Genomic DNA, 17,844 nt, shown 5'->3' on the forward strand with positions numbered 1-17,844 from the left:
CCCGGTCGCGCCGCCCCTCGCGGAAAGTCTGCGCATGGTGCTCCCTGTTCGCTTCGCCCTCGCGTCGGATGGGGGTCCGCCACGAGCCCTCGGCCGCGGGTCCCGGGCCAGGCCTCGGACGCACCGCCCGGCGCGCCGTTCACCTTCGTGCGCTCGGCCAGCCCTGGGGACGTTCGCGCCCCAGGGCATGCGCATGCTCGGGTAGGGTGGCCGTCAAAGCATGCCCACCCTCCTGCTCAACCGCTCCGCCGTGGCCCGCAACATCCAGGCGCTCCTGCTCCTGGACGACCTGCGCGAGGCCTTCCGCACTGACGTCCTGGCCCGCACGGTGGCCCCGCAGCGCGTGCGCGCGCCGCTGCACTCGTTGGGCACCGCGCTGGTGCTCTTCCCCGGCTGCGTGCCCGGCATCCCCGCGTACACGGTGAAGGTGCACGCGAAGTTCCCCGCGCAGAAGCCCGCCATCCAGGGCGTGGTGCACCTGCACGACCTGGTGACGGGAGGGCTGCTCGCGGTGATGGACTCCGGCCACCTCACGGCCGTGCGCACCGGCGTGGTGGGCGCGCTGGCCGCGGACGTGCTGGCCCGGCCGGACGCCACGCGCGTGGCGGTGATTGGCGCCGGCCGCCAGGGCGTGCTCCAGCTCAAGCAGCTGCGGCTGGTGCGCACGCTCAGCCAGGTGCGCGTCTACGACACGAACATCGCGCACGCGAACGCCTACGCGCAGCGCATGTACCAGGAGCTGAACCTGCCCGTGCGAGTGGAGACGTCCGTGGCGGAGGCCGTCGCGGACGCGGACATCGTGGTGACGGCGACGTGGAGCCACCAGCCCTTCCTGCACGCGGGCATGGTGCAGCCGGGCACGCACATCACCGCGCTGGGCGCGGACGAGCCGGGCAAGGCGGAGCTGTCCCAGGACCTGCTCGAGCAATCGCTGTTCGTCTGCGACCACCGCGGCTTGAGTGTCTCCACCGGCGCGGCGGGCGCGGTGGGGCTCACGGAGGCCGCCATCCACGCGGAGCTGGGCGAGGTCCTCGCGGGCCTCAAGCCCGGGCGCACGTCCCAGGACCAGGTGACGGTGTTCGCCGGGGTGGGCCTGCCCTTCCAGGACCTGGCCACCGCCTGGCACGTGTACCAGTCGGCGACCGGCGACGAGGACGTGCCCACGCTCGACTTCAACGAGTAGCGCGGGCCGTCCGTCCAGTCCGGCCTGCTTCAGGCCTTGGACAGCGTCTGCGAGAGGCGCACGGCCTCCTCGTGCAGGTCGGTGTCCTCCGCCAGAGGCATGGCGAGCACCTTCTGTACCAGCTCCTTCGCCTTCTGCTCCTGGCCCAGGCGCGCCTGCGCGAGCGCCAGGTTGAGCAGCGGCTCCGGGCGGTCCGGGGCGCGGCGCACGGCCTCCTCCAGCACCGTCACCGCGCGCGGCAGGTGGGCGTTCGCCGGCTCCGCGGGGACGCGCAGGAGCAGCTGGCCCAGGTTGTTCGCCGCGCGCCAGCCGTCCGGCGCCAGGCCCATGCCCTGCTCGTACGCGGCGATGGCCTTGTCGTACGCGGGCGGCTCCTGCGACTCGAAGCAGGTGGCCTCCGCCATCTTCAGCGACTCGCTGGCGACGCCCAGCGACGCCATGGTCTGGCACAGGTGCCGGGCCTGTTCGATTTGACCGCGCGCCAGCATCAGCTGCGCCAGGTTCGCCTGGGCGTCCGCGTCCTTCGGGCGCTGGGCCGCGAGCGCGGAGGCCGCCTGGTACGACGTGCGCAGGTCGCGCAGCGCCATGGACAGCACCGTCACGGACGCGAGCATGCGCGGCTGGTTGGGCACCGCCTTGAGGCCCTGCTCCAGCACCTTGCGCGCGTCCACCAGCTTCTCCTGGGCGGACAGCGCGTGCGACAGGCTCAGGTACGCGGGCACGAAGCGCGGCGCCAGCGTGAGGACCTCGCGCAGCGTGGCGAGGCCGGCGTCCGTCTGGCCCGCCTCCAGCTGCACCTGACCCAGCCGGTAGCGGAACACCGGGTTCTGGGGCGCCGCCTTCGCGGCCTGGGACAGGGCCTCCAGCGCCTGGGGCGCCTTGTCCTGCTTGATCAGCATCATGCCCTTGCCGAAGTGAGCCTCGGCGCGGTTCGGCTCCACCGCGAGCACGCCCTGGTAGGCCTTGAGCGCGGCGTCGAGCTGGCCCTTCTGGGCGGCGATGTTCGCGCGCACCAGGCCGGTCTCCGCCGTGGCGCCCTGGGCCTCCGCCTTGGCGAGCAGTCCTTCCGCCTGGGGCACCTTGTTCTCCACCAGCGCCAGCTTGGCCATCACGACCAGCGCGTCGCGGTGGTTGGGGTTCTTCGCGAGGAGCTTCTCGGCCTCGGCCTTGGCCTGGGCCACCTGACCCTGCGCGAGAAGGGTTTCCAGAGAGTTCATGATGGAAAGTGTCCCCCAGGGGGCGGGGGCTGTCGAGCAACGGGGAAAAAGGAAGGGCCTCGCCCGGATGGACGAGGCCCTGGGAAGAGCTTCAGGTGGGAGGCGGCCGGACGGGGCCCGCCACTACCACTTGCTCAGCGCGTCCTTGATGCCTTCACCGACGTTCTTGATGCCCTCGCCGACGTTCTTGATGCCCTCGCCGACGTTCTGCACCGCGTTGCCCACGCCCTCGACGGCGGCCTTGGCGGCGTCGCCGACCTTGCCCACGTCGACGGAGAAGCCGAACTCCACGCTGGCGCCGATGCCCAGCGCCGCGCCCACGTCGAAGTTGGCGGACAGCTTGCCGTCCTTCAGGCCGACGTTGGCCTCGAACTCCACGCCGATGCCGGCGAAGGCTTCCGCGCCGGCCGTGACGGTCGCGGGGCCAATCTCCTGCGTGACTTCCGCGCTGGCGCGGGCGCCGGCGAAGGCCTCACCGTGCACGGAGGCAGCGGCCTGGCCGTGCAGCGGGTCCAGCACCACCTGGCCCGTGGCGGTCGCCTCGGCGCCCACGTTGCCCTCCGCGCCCCACTCGGTGCGGCCCACGGCGCTGTCCACGTGGCCTTCCACGGAGCCGCGCACCAGGTCCGCCTTCACGTCGACGGAGCCCTCGGCGCCAATCTTGCCGTGCAGCGGGTCGATGGAGACGTTGCCCTGCGCGGACACGTCCGCCGTCAGCGCCTGGCCTTCCACGGTGTTGTGGAAGTTGCCGTTCACGTCACCGGAGGTGTGGGAGCCGGAAGCCGCGGTCCAGCTCTTGTTCCACTCACCGGAGGCCACCGTCTGGTCGAAGCGGCTGGTCTCCAGCTGCTTCTGGATGTCCGTCGTGGTGCTGGGGTTGGCCTGGTTGCTGGTGGTGACGCGGTTGCCCTGCACGCCACGGTTCAGGTCGATGGTCGCCTCGCCCTGGGCCCGGTTCTGCGTCTGGGCCTGCACCTCGCGGCGCACCTGCGTCCCGTTGGCCGGAGCGGGCGTCGTGGGGTTCCGGAACACGGGGCGGTAGCGGTTGGTCTCGATGGCCATGGAAGGGGGCTCCGGCGGGCGCGATGCGCGGTGGGAAATCTTGTGACTTGAGAGAGTATCGGGGGCGCACCCGAGAAAGTTTCCGCTCCTCTTTTTTCTTTCTGATCCGCCGCGCCCTCAGGGCTCGGATCTCCCGGGAGCCAGGATTCCCTCTGGGTCGAACGCCGCCTTCAGCCGCTTTCGCACCTCCGCGGAGTCGTCCCGCACGGGCGGTGCGGCGTCCTGCGCCTGGAGTCCGGCTCGGGTCAGGTGGTACCCCGCGTCCGCCAGTTCTCGGGAGAGGGCGCGGTAGCAGGCCTGGGCGCGGGCGTCCTCGCCGCGGACGTCCCGGTCATAGGCGAGCGCGGTGACCAGGTAGACGCAGCGCGGGGAGTGGGCGAGGAGCGCCAGGTTGGGTTCGAACCCGAAGAGGCGGGGAACGCGGTCGGCGATGTCCGTGGCGCGCTTCGCCTCCGGGCCAGTGAAGGGGACGGCGACGGAGCACCAGATGAAGCCGCAGCGGTCGCGGTCCGGGTGCGGATCCTCCGGCTTGGGCGTGCGCTTTCGCCAGTAGGCCATGGCGAGGTTGGTTTCGGTGGGGACGCCCTGGAGCGTGCCCTCGCCGAAGGGGGCCACCGGGCCGAAGGACAGGGGGCGGAAGGCGCCTTCCACGGCGCGTGCGAGCCGCTTCTCCAAGAGGGCGCCCATCTCCGCGTCCGGGGCGATGAGGGTGCCGCTGATGGCCCAGCGGCCAAAGCCCTCGCGGAGCTTCTCGCGGGCCCAGTCCGGCAGCGGCGCCCGGCCCACGGAGGGGTAGGGGAATTGCTGGGTGATGCTGTAGGCCTTGATGTCGTTCCAGAAGAAGAAGCTGCCCTTGAGCGTGCCGTCCAGGGCCAGGGCCTGGAGCCGGTCCACCATGTCCCAGAGCTGGGCGTCGTCGTTCACGGCGCAGAAGAAGTCGCGCAGCCAGGGCTGCTTGCGCGCCAGCCAGAACGTCATCCGCGTCACCACTCCCAGTGACGACTGGCTGAAGAGGCCGTCCAGCACCGGGCCCAGGCCCCAGCGGAACACCGGGGCGGAGCGGGCGCCGGGGAAGCGCGCGTGGCCCGTCTCCACGCGCTCGCCCGTGGGGAGCACGGCCTCCAGCGCGCACACGTGCTGGAAGATGTCCGCGTTGGGACCGGCCCCGTCACCGCGCTCCAGCGCGTTGCCCACCATGCTCGCGTCCGGCGACCCGCCGATGGTGGTGATGAACGTGGAGGAGCCCTTGTCTCGCAGGTACTCGTAGGCCTGGCGGAACGTCACGCCGGGCTCCACGGTGAGGTACGCGAGCTGTTCGTCGTGCGCGAGGATGCGGTTCATGCGCCCCAGGTCCAGCAGCACGCTGCCGTCGCCGGGAGGCACGCGCGAGCCGTAGCCCCAGTTGCGGCCGGCGCTCACCGGGTACACCGGCACGCGGTGCTCGCTGGCGATGCGCAGGCACGCCTGCACTTGCGCCGTGTCCGCCGGCCGCACGATGGCGGGGATGCGCTGGGTGGTGGCGAAGGTGGCCGTCTGGGCGGCCTCCAGCGCTTCGGGTTCCAGGATGACGTGCGCTTCGCCCACGGCCTCCCGCCACGCGGCCAGGGCCGCTCGCAGGTCACCGGGGTGGGTGGGGGCCTTCGCTTCGGTCTCGCTCACGGGGCCGCAGTATGCCCGCGCGGGCGTCCCCCCGCTGGCTCCCCGGACGCCGAGCGGGCGGGCGGGCCCCGGGCGGGGAGGGTCGCCGGGTGGACACCGGCCGTGGTCGCTCCCTTCCGCGTGTTCATCTTCGGCGTGGGGAGGTGTTCATGGTCGGCTTCATCAATTCGCGCAACGGACGGTGGATTCGGATTCTGGCGGGCACGGGCATGGTCCTGGGCGGGCTGGGCACGGGCACGCCCCGGGGCGCGCTGGTGGCGCTGACGGGCCTGCTGCCGCTGCTGACCGGCGCGCTGGACTTGTTCCTGGTGGGGCCGTTGATGGGCCTGCCCGTGAAGGGCGCGGACGTGCGGCGCGCGCTGGGGCAGCCGGAGGACGCACCGCTGCTCGACCTGGCGCACGACGGGGGGCGCTCCCCCTACGCGCCGCCCAGCACGCTGCTGCACTAGCTACTTCGTGCTCACCTGGAAGGGGATGCCGAGCGAACCGAACGGCGCCCCTGATTCCGCGTCCACCAGGTTCAACTGGAGCGTCACCGCGTCCTCCCGGTGGGCCACGCCCTGGAAGTAGAGGAAGCCCTCCTGCGTGCCGCCGGGCTCCAGTGTGCCCTCCGGCAGTGCGTTGTTGAGCATGTCCGCGGTGGGCAGTGGCGGATCGTAGTAGTACGGCCCCCCGTAGAAGTTGCCTCCCCAGCCCCAGGGCCCTCCGTACCAGCCTGGTCCCCAGCCGCCGCGCCAGGGCCCGTAGCCGTAGCCGCCGCCCGCCCACGCCCTGCCCCCGGGGTACATCACCGGGCTGATGCGCGCGGGCGCTTCCGACTCATTCGAGGACGTGGCCTGCCGCAGCGACAGGGGCGGCAGCGCGCTGTAGCGGAAGTGCGTCTCCTGGCCCACCAGCGCGAAGTCCTTGTACTGGAGGCGGAGCGGGCGGTCCCCATTGTTCTCCAGCCGGACGTAGACAGGGGTGACCCGGCGCTCCAGGTCGGACGGTGAGCCCTTCCAGGCCGAGCCGTCGGCTGTGAGCCGCACGCCCTCCTGTTCCTTGATGGCGCTGCTCTTGCCGCCCTGGAGGACTCCCGCTTCTGGCACGGGCCGCAGCTTCGTCTCCGCCGCGCAGCCCGCCATCAGCATCAACCCCAGGGCCCCCACTCCCAATGCTTCACGCATCGTATGCCTCCTCGTACTTCAAGGTAGGGCGTGCGGCGTTCAGGGCATGACATGCCTCGTGCTCCCACCCGGAGGGGGGGCCGGCGGCCGGGGACTCTACGGCTGGGGCGTCACCGGCTCGGCGGCGGTGGCGGGCCAGGCGGGCGCGTTGACGAAGTCCCAGTCCTGATGGCGCGCCCAGGTCTCGAAGGTCTGCCAGCTCACGCGCAGGTGGCTGTTGCGCAGGGTGAGGATGTCCGCGTGGTAGCCCACCCGGTCCAGCCACTCGAACATGGCCGCCAGGTCCTCGCTCTGCTGTTGGAGTTGATCCAGGGGAATCTGTTCGAAATTGATGCGGTGGCCGCTCACCATGGAGAGCAGCGCGGCGGCCTGCTGGCCCGTCACCTCGTCGGAGGCAACTTCGATGCGCTCGCCGATGAAGCGCTCCGGGTCTCCCAGCACGTGCATCGCGAAGCCGGCCAGGTCCTCCACCGCGACCATCTGGAGGCCGCGCGTCGCGGGCAGCCCCAGGGCCAGCTTCCCCGCCGCCAGCATGTCGCGCGTGGGCCGCTGGAGGAGGTTCTCCATGAAGAAGGTGGGGCCCAGGATGGTGAAGGGCATGTCCCGCCGCCGCAGGTACAGCTCCACGGCGTGCTTGCTGTCGAAGTGCGGGATGCCGGTGAGCTCCGACGCGCCCGCCACGGACGAGTACACGAAGTGCCGCACGCTGGCGCGCTTCGCCGCGTCCGCCAGGTTCTTGCCGTGCTGGACCTCCGCGTCCACGCCGCCCGCGCCGAAGGGCGTGGCCATGGCGTAGACGGCGTCCACGCCGCGCATGGCGCTCTCCAGCGAGACGGGGTCGTCGAAGTCGCCCTGGGCCAGGGTGACGCCGGGCCTGCGCAGGGCGCGGGCGGCCGGAGCGTCCGCGTCCCGCACCAGCGCCACCACGTGGTGCCCCCGGTCGGCGAGCTTGCGGAGGACGGCACCGCCCTGCTGGCCGGTGGCGCCAGTGACGAGCACGGTGATGGAGAAATCCACGGGCATGGCTTCAGACCTCCGGACGCGACGTGTCACGGAAAGCTGGAGACGCTCCCTTCCATTGGCGAGGTCTGGAAGCCGCAGTGTCCTCCCCCGAGCACAGGCTCCCGAGGCAGGCAGGCGACCGGAAGGGAGGGACAGGCGGCATGGCATCCTCCCGGCCCCATGAGCAAGCGTGACACGCCCCCGTCCTCCGAGCTGGTCTCCGCCGCACAGTCGCTCGACGCAGAGCTGCTGCGCTTCGAGGCGCTGTCGGAGCAGCTGAAGGAGGCGCCCCTGACATCGGAGAAGCACCTGGAGCGCGCGTCGAAGACGCTCAAGGACCTGGCGGACCTGGACGACGCGCTGCGGATGCGCGTGGGCGCGCTGGTGCAGGCCATCACCGGGGTGCGCAACCGGCAGCAGGCGCAGGCGGACGCGGTCAACGTGTGCGCGCAGGAGCTGCAGCAGCGCACGGAGGTGTTCAAGGAGCTGCTCACGCGCTACGGGGCGCTGGGGCAGAGCGCGGCGGACCTCAACGGGCGCATGCAGGAGTTCGCGGCGCTGCGCCAGCAGGCCACGCGCACGGCGGAGGAGGACACGCGGCTCACGGAGGTCTTCACCGCGCTCCAGGCGCGCATGGCGGAGGTGGCGGACGACGCGGCCACGCTGACTCTCGCGGCGGAGGAGGCGAAGTTCACCGACATCGGCCGGCAGGCGGATTCGCTGCGACAGCAGCTGCTCTCCGCGCGCAACAAGCTGGGCCTGTTGCACCAGAGCCTGTCGAAGTGAGGGTGTTTCAGCTGAGGTAGGTGGGCTCGAAGTCGTCCGGGCTGTCGATGGGGCGGCGTCCGGAGAAGCCGGCCTTCAAGTCATGCCAGTGCGCCACGGCGTTCTCGCCGTAGCGCCAGCAGAGGTACACGGGCTCCTCGCCGCGCCGCGCGTGGAAGTCCACCAGGCCGTCCGCGCCCTTTATCTCCAGGCCCATCTCCTGGAGCGGGCCCAGCTCACCGCGGATGCGCTCCAGCAGCTCGTCGCGCTCCTCTCGGAAGGAGCGCACCTCGAGGGTGTCGGGCGGAGCCTCCGGGCCGTCCAGCACCTCCGCCAGCTTCTGCACGCGCTCCACCCAGGGGCGCACGCGCCCGAAGGTCTTCGTCAGCAACGGCACCAGCCGGCTGGCCTCTTCCACGCTGAAAAAGCGCATCGAGGAGACAGCATGCAGTGTGAGCCCTCCGCAGGCCACTCCCTTCGGGGTGGGGGCGGGAGGGTGTGTCACGGCGGCCGTGACATGTCTGAAACATGGCAGCGGGTGGGACGGGCGGTCACCCGCGCCGCAGCGATGACAGGTTTTCCAGGAGCCAGCGCCAGGCGGCTTCGCGCAGGGGGAAGGCGGCCTCGCGCGCGACGAAGGCGGGGGTGTGTTCCGCGGCGCAGCGGCCGGCGTCGTCGTGGGCGTCGGGGCCGGCGTCGGTGGCGGCGAGGTCCGCGTGCAGCAGGGCGTGGAAGACGATGAAGTCCACGACGAAGGCGGGCACGGAGGGGCGGTCCAGCGCGGGGTGGACGCGCACCTCGCGCAGGCGCGCGTCGTAGCCGCCCAGGTGGATGGTGCGGCGGGTGCGGCGGGCGGGGCGGCGGGCCCAGCCCACCTCCACGGCGTGCACGCGCCCGTCGAAGTACGCCGCGCCCAGCCGGGCGTGGACGGCCTTGAGGTCGAAGCAACGGCCGCGAGTGCGCAGCGGGGCGCCGGGCCTGCGCTCCCGGCGCACCTGGCCGTGGTGGGCGTGGCTGAAGGCCTCCAGCACCTCGCCGGCGGCGGTGTCGCCGGACACGTAGAGGGCCAGGGCGCGCACCACGGTGTCGGGTGCGTCCAGGAAGAGGTGGTGCAAGCGCAGGCGCACGCCTTCGGGGAGGCGGCGGTAGCTCACCAGGGTGGCGCGGTTGTCCGTGAGGCGCAGGTGCACGGGCTGGCCCAGCAGGGCGGACACGCGCCGGGCCAGGTCCGCGGCCCGGGGCAGCGCGTCCTCGCGCGAGGGCAGCCGCGAACGCTCCGGCTCACGCCCGGGCGCCGGGGCGTCGAACATCGCCAGTTGTCCGGGCGGCGGACGCATTGGGGGAAAGGTAAGCCCTGCCCCGGCCCGATGGCCAGGAGGATGCGTGGCGCCGTGTCCGGCGTCCTACGCGGGCCGCGGGCTGAGCGGCCTCGATCGCGGTGCGCGTCCAGTGGCCGCGAGGCCTTCGGCGTGGATGCGGCGCCCCTGGTGCGAGATTCGAGCCCCAGGCGGGGGCACCCCGTCCGCGCCGCGCCGCACGAACCTGTCCGACAGTCGGACCGGCCTGGGCCGCGAGGTCGCGTTCGTCAGCGGCGGGCGTTCCACGGGGGACGGCCGTCACGCCTTCGGAAGCGCGGGGTACCGGTCCGCGAGCGAGGCGATGACGGCGAGCAGCTCCCCGGGCTCCACCGGCTTGGGCACGTGGCTCTGGAAGCCGGCGCGCAGCACGCGGGTGCGGTCCTCCGAGCGGGCATAGGCGGTGATGGCCACCGCCGGGGTGTGGCCGCCCTTCTCGGCGGACAGCGCGCGCACGCGCTCGATGAAGCCGTAGCCGTCCGTGACCGGCATGCCGATGTCGGAGACGAGCACGTCCGGATGCTCCGCCTGGAGCACCTGGAGTCCCTCCAGCGCGGAGCCCGCGGTCACCACCCGGGCGCCGCTGTCCTCCAGGAGCGTGCGCAACAGCTCGCGCGCGTCCTCCTCGTCATCCACCACGAGCACCCGCACGCCGCCCAGCTCCGGCGGGGGCGAGGGCAGCCGCTCCGCCGCGGGAGGTTTCGGCGACGGCGGCATGGCGGGGTCGCGCCGCTGCGTGACGGACAGGGGCAGCCGCACGGTGAAGGTGGCGCCCCGGCCCTCGCCGTCGCTGGCGGCGGAGACGGTGCCGCCGTGCATCTCCACGATGTGGCGCACGATGGACAACCCCAGTCCCAGCCCGCCCGTCTTTCGCGTGCTGCCGCTGTCGGCCTGACGGAAGCGCTCGAAGACGTGGGAGAGGAAGGCCTCGGAGATGCCCTGGCCGGTGTCCTCCACGGTGAGCTCCACGATGGAGTCGCGCCGCGACACCACCAGCCGCACGTGGCCGCCCTTGGGCGTGAACTTCACCGCGTTGGACAGCAGGTTCCACACCACCTGCTGGAGCCGGTGCGGATCGCCCATGACGCTGCTGGTGGTGTCCACCGTGGCCCTTACCTCGATGCGGCGCGCGTCCGCAGCTGGCTGCACGGACTCGAGCGCCTGCTGCACCACCGCGGACAGGTCCACGGGCGACACGTCCAGTTTGAGCTTGCCGGACACGATGCGGCTGACGTCGAGCAGGTCCTCGATGAGCTGTCCCTGCGCGCGCGCGTTGCGCTCGATGGTCTCCAGCGCGCGCTCCTGGCGGGGGGCGGGCAGGGTGCCGGTGCGCAGGAGCTGCACCCAGCCGAGGATGGCCGTGAGGGGCGTGCGCAGCTCATGGCTGATGGTGGCGAGGAACTCGTCCTTGAGCTGGTTGGCCTCTTCGGCCTCGCGGCGCGCGGCGCTCTCGCGTGCGAGCAGGGCCTCGCGTTCCACCTCCGCCTGCTTGCGGTCGGAGATGTCGATGACGCTGCCGATGTAGCCCAGGAAGTGTCCGTCCGCGTCGAAGCGGGGCGAGCCGGTGTCCACGGCCCACCGGTAATGTCCATCCGTGCCGCGCAGGCGGTAGTCCAGGCGGAAGGGCTGGCGGGCGGCGTTGGACTCCGTGAAGGTCCGCTGGGTGCGCTCCAGGTCGTCGGGGTGGATGGCGTCGAACCAGCCGAAGCCCAGGCCCGTGGCCTCGGTCTGGCCGGTGAAGGCGTACCAGCCCCGGTTCATGTACGTCGTGGCGCCTTGCACGTCCGTCACCCAGAGCATGACGGGGGCGTGGTCCGCCATGTTGCGGAAGCGGGCCTCGCTGTCGCGCACGACCTCCAGCAGTTGTTCGCGTTCCTGGGCCACGGTCTTCTGTTCGGTGATGTCGCGCGCGGCGGCGTAGATGAGGCCCAGCTCGGGCGCGGGGCGGGAGGCCCACGCGAGCCACCGGTAGCGGCCGTCGCGGGTGCGGAAGCGGTTCTGGAAGCGCAGGGTGGGGATGCCGTGGGCCAGCTTGCGCATCTCCTCCTGGGTGGACGCCCGGTCATCGGGGTGGATGAGGTCCATGAAGGGGTGCTGGTAGAGCTCCGCTTCGCTCCACCCGAGCACGCTGACGAAGTACGTGTTCACGCGCTTGAAGTACCCATCCAGGCCCGCGATGCAGAACATGTCCGGGGACAGCTGGAAGAAGCGCTCGCGCTCCTCGACCTCGATGTGGCGACGCTCGGCGCTGTCGAACGCGAACGGGATGACGGCCTGGGCCAGCGCGTTGTCGATGCTGGCGCTGAGCACGCGCAGTTGATGCAGCGGCACGTCCACGTCGGTGCGCTCGGCGCGCGACAGGATGCAGTCGCGCAGGAGGGCGTATTCGCGCGTGACGAGGGACACGTCCGCGCCCAGGCGCAGGCGCTGCCGGCCGTGTGCTCCAGCGGCCTCGCTGTGGTGGAGCGGGGGAAGGCCGTCCGCGCCCTCCTCCGCGTCCACGAGCGTGGTGTGGAGCTCATCGAGCAGGGCGGGCAGGGCGTCAACGAGCTGCTCTTGTGACAGGCGCAGGGTGGTGAAGAGAGGCGACACCCGGGCGCACCAGTCCTCCAGGAGCGCCTCGCGTTCGGTGTTCAGCAGCTCGGCCAGGGACGCAGGGGACCGGCCCCTCGTGGGCAGAGGCTCTTCAGATGAAGGGCCGTGCTCCTGTGGACCCGACGAAGACATGAATGTTCTTGAGGTGCGGCGGCCGGGCTCGCATGGGCAGGGGCGGGATGTCCTGCGCTGCCCTCCTTGCCTGCGCAGCGGTCAGGCGGCTTCATCGCACGGTGACGATGCGGCCCTGAGCATCCACGCAATAGACCGCGCCTCCATCCAGGATCTCCGCATCCAGGCCGCAGCGCGACAGATCCGGAATGAAGGAGATGAAGAACAATCCCTCCTCGGAGCGGAGCACACGCGTCTCGTAGGTGTCGCGGCGTGACAGACACTCCGCGATGCGCGGATCGCGTGCATTGGTCTGGACCTTCCGACCCGGTGGAAGGAAGTCGTTCAGTGCCAGGCTCAGGGCCTCCAGCATGGGCCCTGAAAGATGGGTGGCATTGTCGAAGGACTCCGGGAAGTGAACCCGAGCCGCTTCTTCTTCAGGCGCACGAGGAGCCACAGGGAGCTTGTGGTAGCCGAGCAGGCCGCACCCACTCAGCCCAAGACCCAGGAGCCCGAGTCCGAGCGCGCGCAATCCACGCAGCGTCATGGCAGCCAGAGCGTGGGGATCCGCATCAAAGTCCCAGATACATGAGCAGCGCACCCAGGTCCGCGTCGGACAGGGCCTCCGTGCTGTAGAGCGGCATGTTGCCTCCCACGCCGAAGAACGGACCGTGCCGCACCTTTTCGATGACAACCTGTGCGTGCGGGATGCCCGGGAAGAGCCGGTCGTAATCGCGAGTCACCTCCGGCAGCACCGACGCCAGGTCCGTCAGTCGGCCCTCGCCCGTGTGCGTCGCGCCGTGGCAGTTCTGGCACGCCGCCCGGTACACCGCTTCGCCTCGCGTGGCGTCGCCCCGGGGCACGTCCTGGATGTCCTTCACCACCGTGAACGGCAGCGCGGGCGCCTGCGCGTCCGGGCTGATCCGCGACAGGTACTCATACAGCGCGCGGGAGCGCGGCTCCTCCGCCCCCAGCTTCGTCACGCCGCGCATGAAGTTCACGTAGCAGAAGTTCACCGCGTCCAGCAGCTGCGTCTCGTCGCCGCCCCACCAACTCGGCCGCGCCGCCACGTTGTACAGCGTGTGCCCTGAATCGATGCGCCCCGCCGGCACCTCCGCCGTCGTCACGTGGCACGTCGCGCACGAGAACTTGTTGTACTCGCTCGACGACAGCCGCGCGTCCTGGAACAGCGCCTCTCCGTAGTCCGCCGCGGCCTGGGGCCCCTCTTCGCCACCACACCCGGCCAGCACCCCCGCGAGCACCGCCGCCACACCCGCGCGCAGGCCCCTCACGGCTGCCCCCGCAACAGGCTCACCGAGTCCGGGAAGATGCCCATCTGCACCGTGGACAGCACCGTGCCCTCCGTCAGGTCCACGACGTGCAACGTGCCCGGGCCGATGTGGTCCCCTTCGCAGACCGCCAGCCCGTGGCGCTCGTCCGGCGTCAGCATGAACTGGTGCACGTTGAGACATCCCGCCTGTGACAACTGCACCGTGCGCTGCACCGTGGACGTCGCCGCGTCGATGACCGCCACCGCGTCCTCCTGCTGATAGGGCATGTAGAGCGTGCGCCCGTCCCGCGTGAACGCGCCGAACATGGGCGAGCCGCGCAGGTACACCGTGCGCTCCGGGTTCATCGTGTGCGTCCCGGGCTCCAGCACCTGCACCTGCTTGCTCGCGAGCGAGCTGACCCACACGTCCCCCGTCGTGGGCGACACCGTGAGCGCGTATGGCTGATGGCGCGGACTCACCGCCGTGCCCGAGCCCGCCGCCACCTTCACGCGCGTCACCGGCATGCCCGCCGCCGCCAGGTCCACCACCGCGACCTCGTCCGACCAGCACGCCACGTACGCCGTGCGCTCATCCGCGGACAGGCGCACCGCGTGCGGCGCGGGGCACACCTTCACCCGCTCCTTCACGGTCATCGTCTCCGCGTCGAGGATGACCAGGCGCGAGACCATGTCCTCCTCCGGCCCGCCCTTCCGCGCCACGTCCGCGATGCGCAACAGGTCGAAGTGCGTCTGGTACAGCGTGCGCCCGTCCGCGCTGACGATGACGTCCCCCGGGTTGCGGTCCACGCGCGTGGACGCCACCAAGCGGTTGTCCTTCGCGCTCACCTTCAGGCAGTAGCCGTCCGCCGTCCCCGTCCCATGCGCGCCATGCGGACCCGAGCCGCCTCCGGGCACGTAGTTGGAGATGCCCACGTAGTAGTAGTCGCCAGCTGGCGATACCGCCGTGTGGTGCGGTCCCTCCAACTCCACCGGGTTGAGCCCCACCGGCACGCGCGCCAGCTCGCCCCAGCCCGGCGTCCCCAGCCCGTCCATGTCCAGCAGGCTCACGGAGTCATCCAGGCTGTTCGTCACCAGCAATCGCCCGGAAGCCCCCGGAGGCGGCACCGTCGAGCCGCCCCGCGTCCACGGGTTGGGCTCCGCGTACGTCAGCTCGGGCACGTCCTTGCCCGGCTCCGGCGGTTCGGCCTCCGTGCAAGCGCCCAGCGCCAGGACGCAAAGCCAGGCGGCGCGCCTCACCTGGCCATCCCCATGGTGAAGGGCACCGGAGTCCCCAGCGTGTACGGCCCCTCCGTGATGCGGTTCTGCACCAGGTACGCGCTCACCACCTGCACCGACAGCGCCTTGCCCGCCGAGTCCTTCACCGTCTGCCAGGAGCCGTCATCCAGTTGCCACTGCAACTCCGACGTCAACACCTGGACGATGGGGCACTCGCGCCCGGCGACGTGGACCTTCACCCAGTAGAGGTCGCCCGTGTACGGCGGCAGGTGGGCCTCGGCGGTGGGCAGCACCAGGTTCCCCAGCCACGCGAGCACCGAGCGCTTCGACTCGCGAGGACGGCCCTCCAGCAGCGGCGACGTGCGGCCCGGGCGTTCCAGCGACGCGCGCAGCGGAGACGTCCACTGCCACAGCGGCGCGGATTGGTCCGTCCAGTACTCCTGCTGGGACTCGGGCGACGTGAGCGTCACCGCGCGCGAACTGTCCTGGGGCTGGTTCCTCGCATCCACCAGCGTGCGCCACGCCTCGTCCGTGGCGCCGCCCGCGTACAGCGGCTCCTCGCACTCGGTGGCCTGGGGCTCGGTGTCGTCGCCATTGCACGCGCTCAGGGCGAGCAGCGCGACAGCAGCGGTACTCCAGGGCAGGGACGTCTTCAGCTTCATGGTCATGGGGCCTCGCGCCGACGGCCGCGGCGCAACAGGGGAAGCAGGAACAGCGGAAGCAACATGCCCGCGGGCGCGGCGGCACAACCGGAGGACGGCTTCGGCTTCGGGTCGGCGGGCGTGCCCGCGTCCTCCACCGGCTGCACTCCCGCATCCAGCACGCCGGCGTCCGGAACGCCATCCGGGTAGAGCGGCGCGCCAATCGTCTCCGCGAGCTGGGGCCAGCGCGACGGACACAGCTCGCGCACGGGCGTTCCCGCCGGGCACTGATGGCTGCCTTGAATCTGCTCCAGGCTGAAGAGGGGCTCCCACGTGGTGCCGTCGTCGCTGCTGCGCGCCAGCGACCAGTCATGGAGCCACGGCGAGCCGCAGCCGTAGATGACGTCTCCCACGCGCGTCACGCACGCGTTGCCGGTGGGCAGCACCAGCTTGGAGAAGGCCCCGCCCTCCTGGCTGCGGAAGAAGGAGTTGTACGTGGACACCCACGCGGTGCCGCCGTCGGCGGAGACGTCCATGTTGATGAACACGTCGTCGATGCCGGCGCCCGTGCGCGCGGTGAAGGTGCGCCCGCCGTCCGTGCTGTGCAGGATGTGCGTGTAGCCCTGCGCGGACACGCGCGCCCAGACGCGGTGCGGCTCCACCGGGTCCGTCGCCGTCACCACGAAGTCGAACGGGCGCACCAGGTCCGGGAAGGCCTGCGGCAATTCCTCCCACGTCTCGCCCGCGTCGTCGCTGCGGAACAGATACATGCGCGCCGTGTCCGACGCGGACACGTAGAGCGTGCGCGGGTCCGCGGTGGACACGCGCACGGCGGAGAAGAGGACCCCCGCGCGCTGGAGCCCCAACGGCCGCCACGTCTCCCCGCCGTCCTCCGAGCGGAACACCCCGTTGGTCGCCGAAGTGGAGCGGCCCGTGGCCACGTACAGCACCGCGTCATCCGAGGGGTGCGCCGCGAGCCCCGTCACCCAGGTGTCCTTGAACGCCGGGTGCGACGACCACGAACACGCGCCGTCCTTCGAGGACAGCAGCGCGTTGCCGGTGGCCGCCAGGATTTGCCCTGTCTCGCGCCAGACGAAGGACTCCGGGCGCCAGCCGCCATACCCCATGGCATCCGGACACACCCAGCGCCACGTCCGCCCACTGTCGCGCGAGATGACCGCGCCAAACGTGGCCCCCACGAAGAAGTCCTCGGAGTGGCCTCGCCGCAGCGTGACGTTGGCCGTCTCCGGCAGGCCCGCGTGCGCCCACGCGGCGCCCGAGCTCACCGAGCCCAGGAGGCCGGCCACCGCCGCCCCCCTCCAACCCCCCGTGATTCGTCGCGTTCGCATCCGGCGCTCCGGGGCAGGCCTCATGGCCCCCCACGATAACGCCCGGCCCGCGCCTGCATAGCGGTGCATGCGGCGCGGAGTCCGCTCCTCCCCGAAGCGCCCGGCAGGGGAGCGACCGCGCGGTCACTGCTTCCCGGCGGACACGTCCAGGACGGTGGGCAGGTCCTGCACGGTGAGCGTGGCGACGCCCAGGTTCGCCGTGAGGCCCGACGGCTGGACGCAGGCCGCCAGCGTGGTGAGCGTGGGCACGGCGGTGACCAGGCGCACGCCGTGGCCCGCGTGACGCCCGGTGCTGATGGTCCCCTCGGACGTGAAGACCTGCATGGCGCCATCCGCACGAACCTCCACTCGGTCCAACCGCACGGAGGACTTCTCCCCGTTGGACCATGTCACCGTAGCGATAGAGGCCCCTCCCGCGTTGTTGATGCACGTCGCGCGCTTCAAATGCAGGGTCTCCATCCCCACGGCCGTCATCACCACGCCGTCGTTGACGGGGCAGCCGCTGAACTGGAGTGACTCTCGCTGCACGGAGCTCCGGGGCGTGGTGAGCAGCAGTCCGGGACGGTAGGCCTGCTGGAGCGCCCCCGAGCACACCACCACCGGCGAATCCTCCAGCGTCCGCGCCGCCTCCGTCATCGACGCCGGCAGCTCCGCCTGCGCCAGCGCCTCCTCGCCCCACACCGCGTCATCCGCCGGGTCCGCGTCCCCTTGCACAGGCGCCTCCGCCCGCACGGGAGCTTCGGCCTGCACCGGAGCCGCGGCCTGCACCGGAGCCTCAGCCCGCACCGGGGCTTCGGCCTGCACCGGAGCCGCAGCCCGCGCCGGGGCCTCGGGCTCGTTGGCGCGGGCGGCTCCGGACGAGAGCATCAGCAGGCAGCCGCCTCGCGCGAGGAGGTTCAGCGCGCGGCGCGGGTGGGACGACTCCAGGACCTTGAGAGAACGGAAGGAAGCGGGGCGCGACGTCATGGGGCAAGACACCTTGGGTAGGAGTCCCTGGGGCAGGGACGCCAGAAGGTGGGGAATCCCTCTCACGCACGACAGCCACCCCGAAGCGCAGGGTTTGCGCCCACCCCAACCTCTCAGGTTTTGCGCATCCGATTCACGCGGTGGACAGTGTGTCCAAAGCCTGCCCCTCTTCACCGCGCTGGCTGGCTTTCCCTGTTTCAGAATGCTACGGAATCAGGGTCCGGACCCAGGCGTGGACCCCCTTTGTCCGCCAGGGCGTCCGGGAGG

At 71.6% G+C, this 17,844-nt stretch carries 17 protein-coding genes; 3 read left to right on the top strand and 14 right to left on the bottom strand.

The window, feature by feature from the left end; all coding sequences use genetic code 11:
* Window positions 1–220 precede the first annotated feature (220 nt).
* A complete protein-coding gene (locus GTZ93_RS01115; protein WP_139922638.1) occupies window positions 221–1,183 on the top strand; it encodes an ornithine cyclodeaminase family protein in 963 nt (320 codons plus the stop codon).
* A gap of 29 nt (window positions 1,184–1,212) precedes the next feature.
* Here GTZ93_RS01115 and GTZ93_RS01120 read toward each other — a convergent pair whose 3' ends face one another.
* The 3 genes from GTZ93_RS01120 to GTZ93_RS01130 all read right to left on the bottom strand — a co-directional run bounded on the left by GTZ93_RS01120 (window position 1,213) and on the right by GTZ93_RS01130 (window position 5,121).
* Window positions 1,213–2,400, bottom strand: coding sequence for a tetratricopeptide repeat protein (locus GTZ93_RS01120; RefSeq protein WP_139922641.1), 1,188 nt, complete (start codon window positions 2,398–2,400; stop codon window positions 1,213–1,215).
* A 123-nt stretch (window positions 2,401–2,523) separates the two neighbouring features.
* Entirely contained in the window at window positions 2,524–3,462 is a 939-nt protein-coding gene (locus tag GTZ93_RS01125) for a hypothetical protein (RefSeq protein WP_139922644.1), read from the bottom strand.
* Between the two features lie 117 nt (window positions 3,463–3,579).
* Window positions 3,580–5,121, bottom strand: a complete 1,542-nt coding sequence (locus GTZ93_RS01130; RefSeq protein ID WP_139922649.1) for an FAD-binding oxidoreductase — start codon at window positions 5,119–5,121, stop codon at window positions 3,580–3,582.
* Window positions 5,122–5,270: 149 nt separating this feature from the next.
* On the opposite strand from GTZ93_RS01130, the gene GTZ93_RS01135 reads away from it, so the two are divergent.
* On the top strand, window positions 5,271–5,570 hold the full coding sequence (locus tag GTZ93_RS01135; RefSeq protein WP_167547784.1) for a hypothetical protein: 300 nt from the start codon (window positions 5,271–5,273) through the stop codon (window positions 5,568–5,570).
* Here the strand turns inward: GTZ93_RS01135 and GTZ93_RS01140 are convergent, their stop codons facing one another.
* Both GTZ93_RS01140 and GTZ93_RS01145 read right to left on the bottom strand, forming a co-directional pair.
* Window positions 5,571–6,287, bottom strand: coding sequence for a hypothetical protein (locus GTZ93_RS01140; protein WP_257979598.1), 717 nt, complete (start codon window positions 6,285–6,287; stop codon window positions 5,571–5,573).
* A gap of 96 nt (window positions 6,288–6,383) precedes the next feature.
* Entirely contained in the window at window positions 6,384–7,310 is a 927-nt protein-coding gene (locus GTZ93_RS01145) for an NmrA/HSCARG family protein (RefSeq protein ID WP_139924136.1), read from the bottom strand.
* 159 nt (window positions 7,311–7,469) lie between these two features.
* Here GTZ93_RS01145 and GTZ93_RS01150 point away from each other — a divergent pair, with 159 nt between their 5' ends.
* Entirely contained in the window at window positions 7,470–8,075 is a 606-nt protein-coding gene (locus tag GTZ93_RS01150) for a hypothetical protein (RefSeq protein WP_139924134.1), read from the top strand.
* A gap of 7 nt (window positions 8,076–8,082) precedes the next feature.
* On the opposite strand, the gene GTZ93_RS01155 is transcribed toward GTZ93_RS01150, so the two are convergent.
* From GTZ93_RS01155 to GTZ93_RS01195, 9 genes are all read right to left on the bottom strand, one after another.
* Window positions 8,083–8,487, bottom strand: coding sequence for a DUF2203 domain-containing protein (locus GTZ93_RS01155; RefSeq protein ID WP_120581637.1), 405 nt, complete (start codon window positions 8,485–8,487; stop codon window positions 8,083–8,085).
* Window positions 8,488–8,605: 118 nt separating this feature from the next.
* On the bottom strand, window positions 8,606–9,364 hold the full coding sequence (locus tag GTZ93_RS01160; protein WP_139922918.1) for a hypothetical protein: 759 nt from the start codon (window positions 9,362–9,364) through the stop codon (window positions 8,606–8,608).
* Between the two features lie 306 nt (window positions 9,365–9,670).
* Window positions 9,671–12,136 carry a hybrid sensor histidine kinase/response regulator gene (locus GTZ93_RS01165; protein ID WP_139922916.1) on the bottom strand — a complete coding sequence of 822 codons (2,466 nt, stop codon included), beginning with the start codon at window positions 12,134–12,136 and terminating at the stop codon, window positions 9,671–9,673.
* Window positions 12,137–12,227: 91 nt separating this feature from the next.
* Window positions 12,228–12,662, bottom strand: a complete 435-nt coding sequence (locus GTZ93_RS01170; protein ID WP_121754226.1) for a hypothetical protein — start codon at window positions 12,660–12,662, stop codon at window positions 12,228–12,230.
* A 25-nt stretch (window positions 12,663–12,687) separates the two neighbouring features.
* Window positions 12,688–13,407, bottom strand: a complete 720-nt coding sequence (locus GTZ93_RS01175) for a c-type cytochrome (RefSeq protein WP_139922914.1) — start codon at window positions 13,405–13,407, stop codon at window positions 12,688–12,690.
* Window positions 13,404–14,642 (bottom strand): YncE family protein, encoded by a 1,239-nt coding sequence (locus GTZ93_RS01180; protein ID WP_139922912.1) that lies wholly within the window; start codon window positions 14,640–14,642, stop codon window positions 13,404–13,406. The genes GTZ93_RS01175 and GTZ93_RS01180 overlap by 4 nt, the downstream gene beginning before the upstream one ends.
* Window positions 14,639–15,289 carry a hypothetical protein gene (locus GTZ93_RS01185; protein WP_254380198.1) on the bottom strand — a complete coding sequence of 217 codons (651 nt, stop codon included), beginning with the start codon at window positions 15,287–15,289 and terminating at the stop codon, window positions 14,639–14,641. The genes GTZ93_RS01180 and GTZ93_RS01185 overlap by 4 nt, the downstream gene beginning before the upstream one ends.
* Window positions 15,286–16,569, bottom strand: coding sequence for a WD40/YVTN/BNR-like repeat-containing protein (locus tag GTZ93_RS01190; protein WP_257979495.1), 1,284 nt, complete (start codon window positions 16,567–16,569; stop codon window positions 15,286–15,288). Before GTZ93_RS01190 ends, GTZ93_RS01185 begins: the two co-directional genes overlap by 4 nt.
* 165 nt (window positions 16,570–16,734) lie before the next feature.
* On the bottom strand, window positions 16,735–17,577 hold the full coding sequence (locus GTZ93_RS01195) for a hypothetical protein (protein WP_139917435.1): 843 nt from the start codon (window positions 17,575–17,577) through the stop codon (window positions 16,735–16,737).
* Window positions 17,578–17,844: the final 267 nt, after the last annotated feature.

The sequence above is a fragment of the Corallococcus exiguus genome (genome assembly GCF_009909105.1).
GTDB classification, from domain to species: Bacteria; Myxococcota; Myxococcia; order Myxococcales; family Myxococcaceae; genus Corallococcus; species Corallococcus exiguus.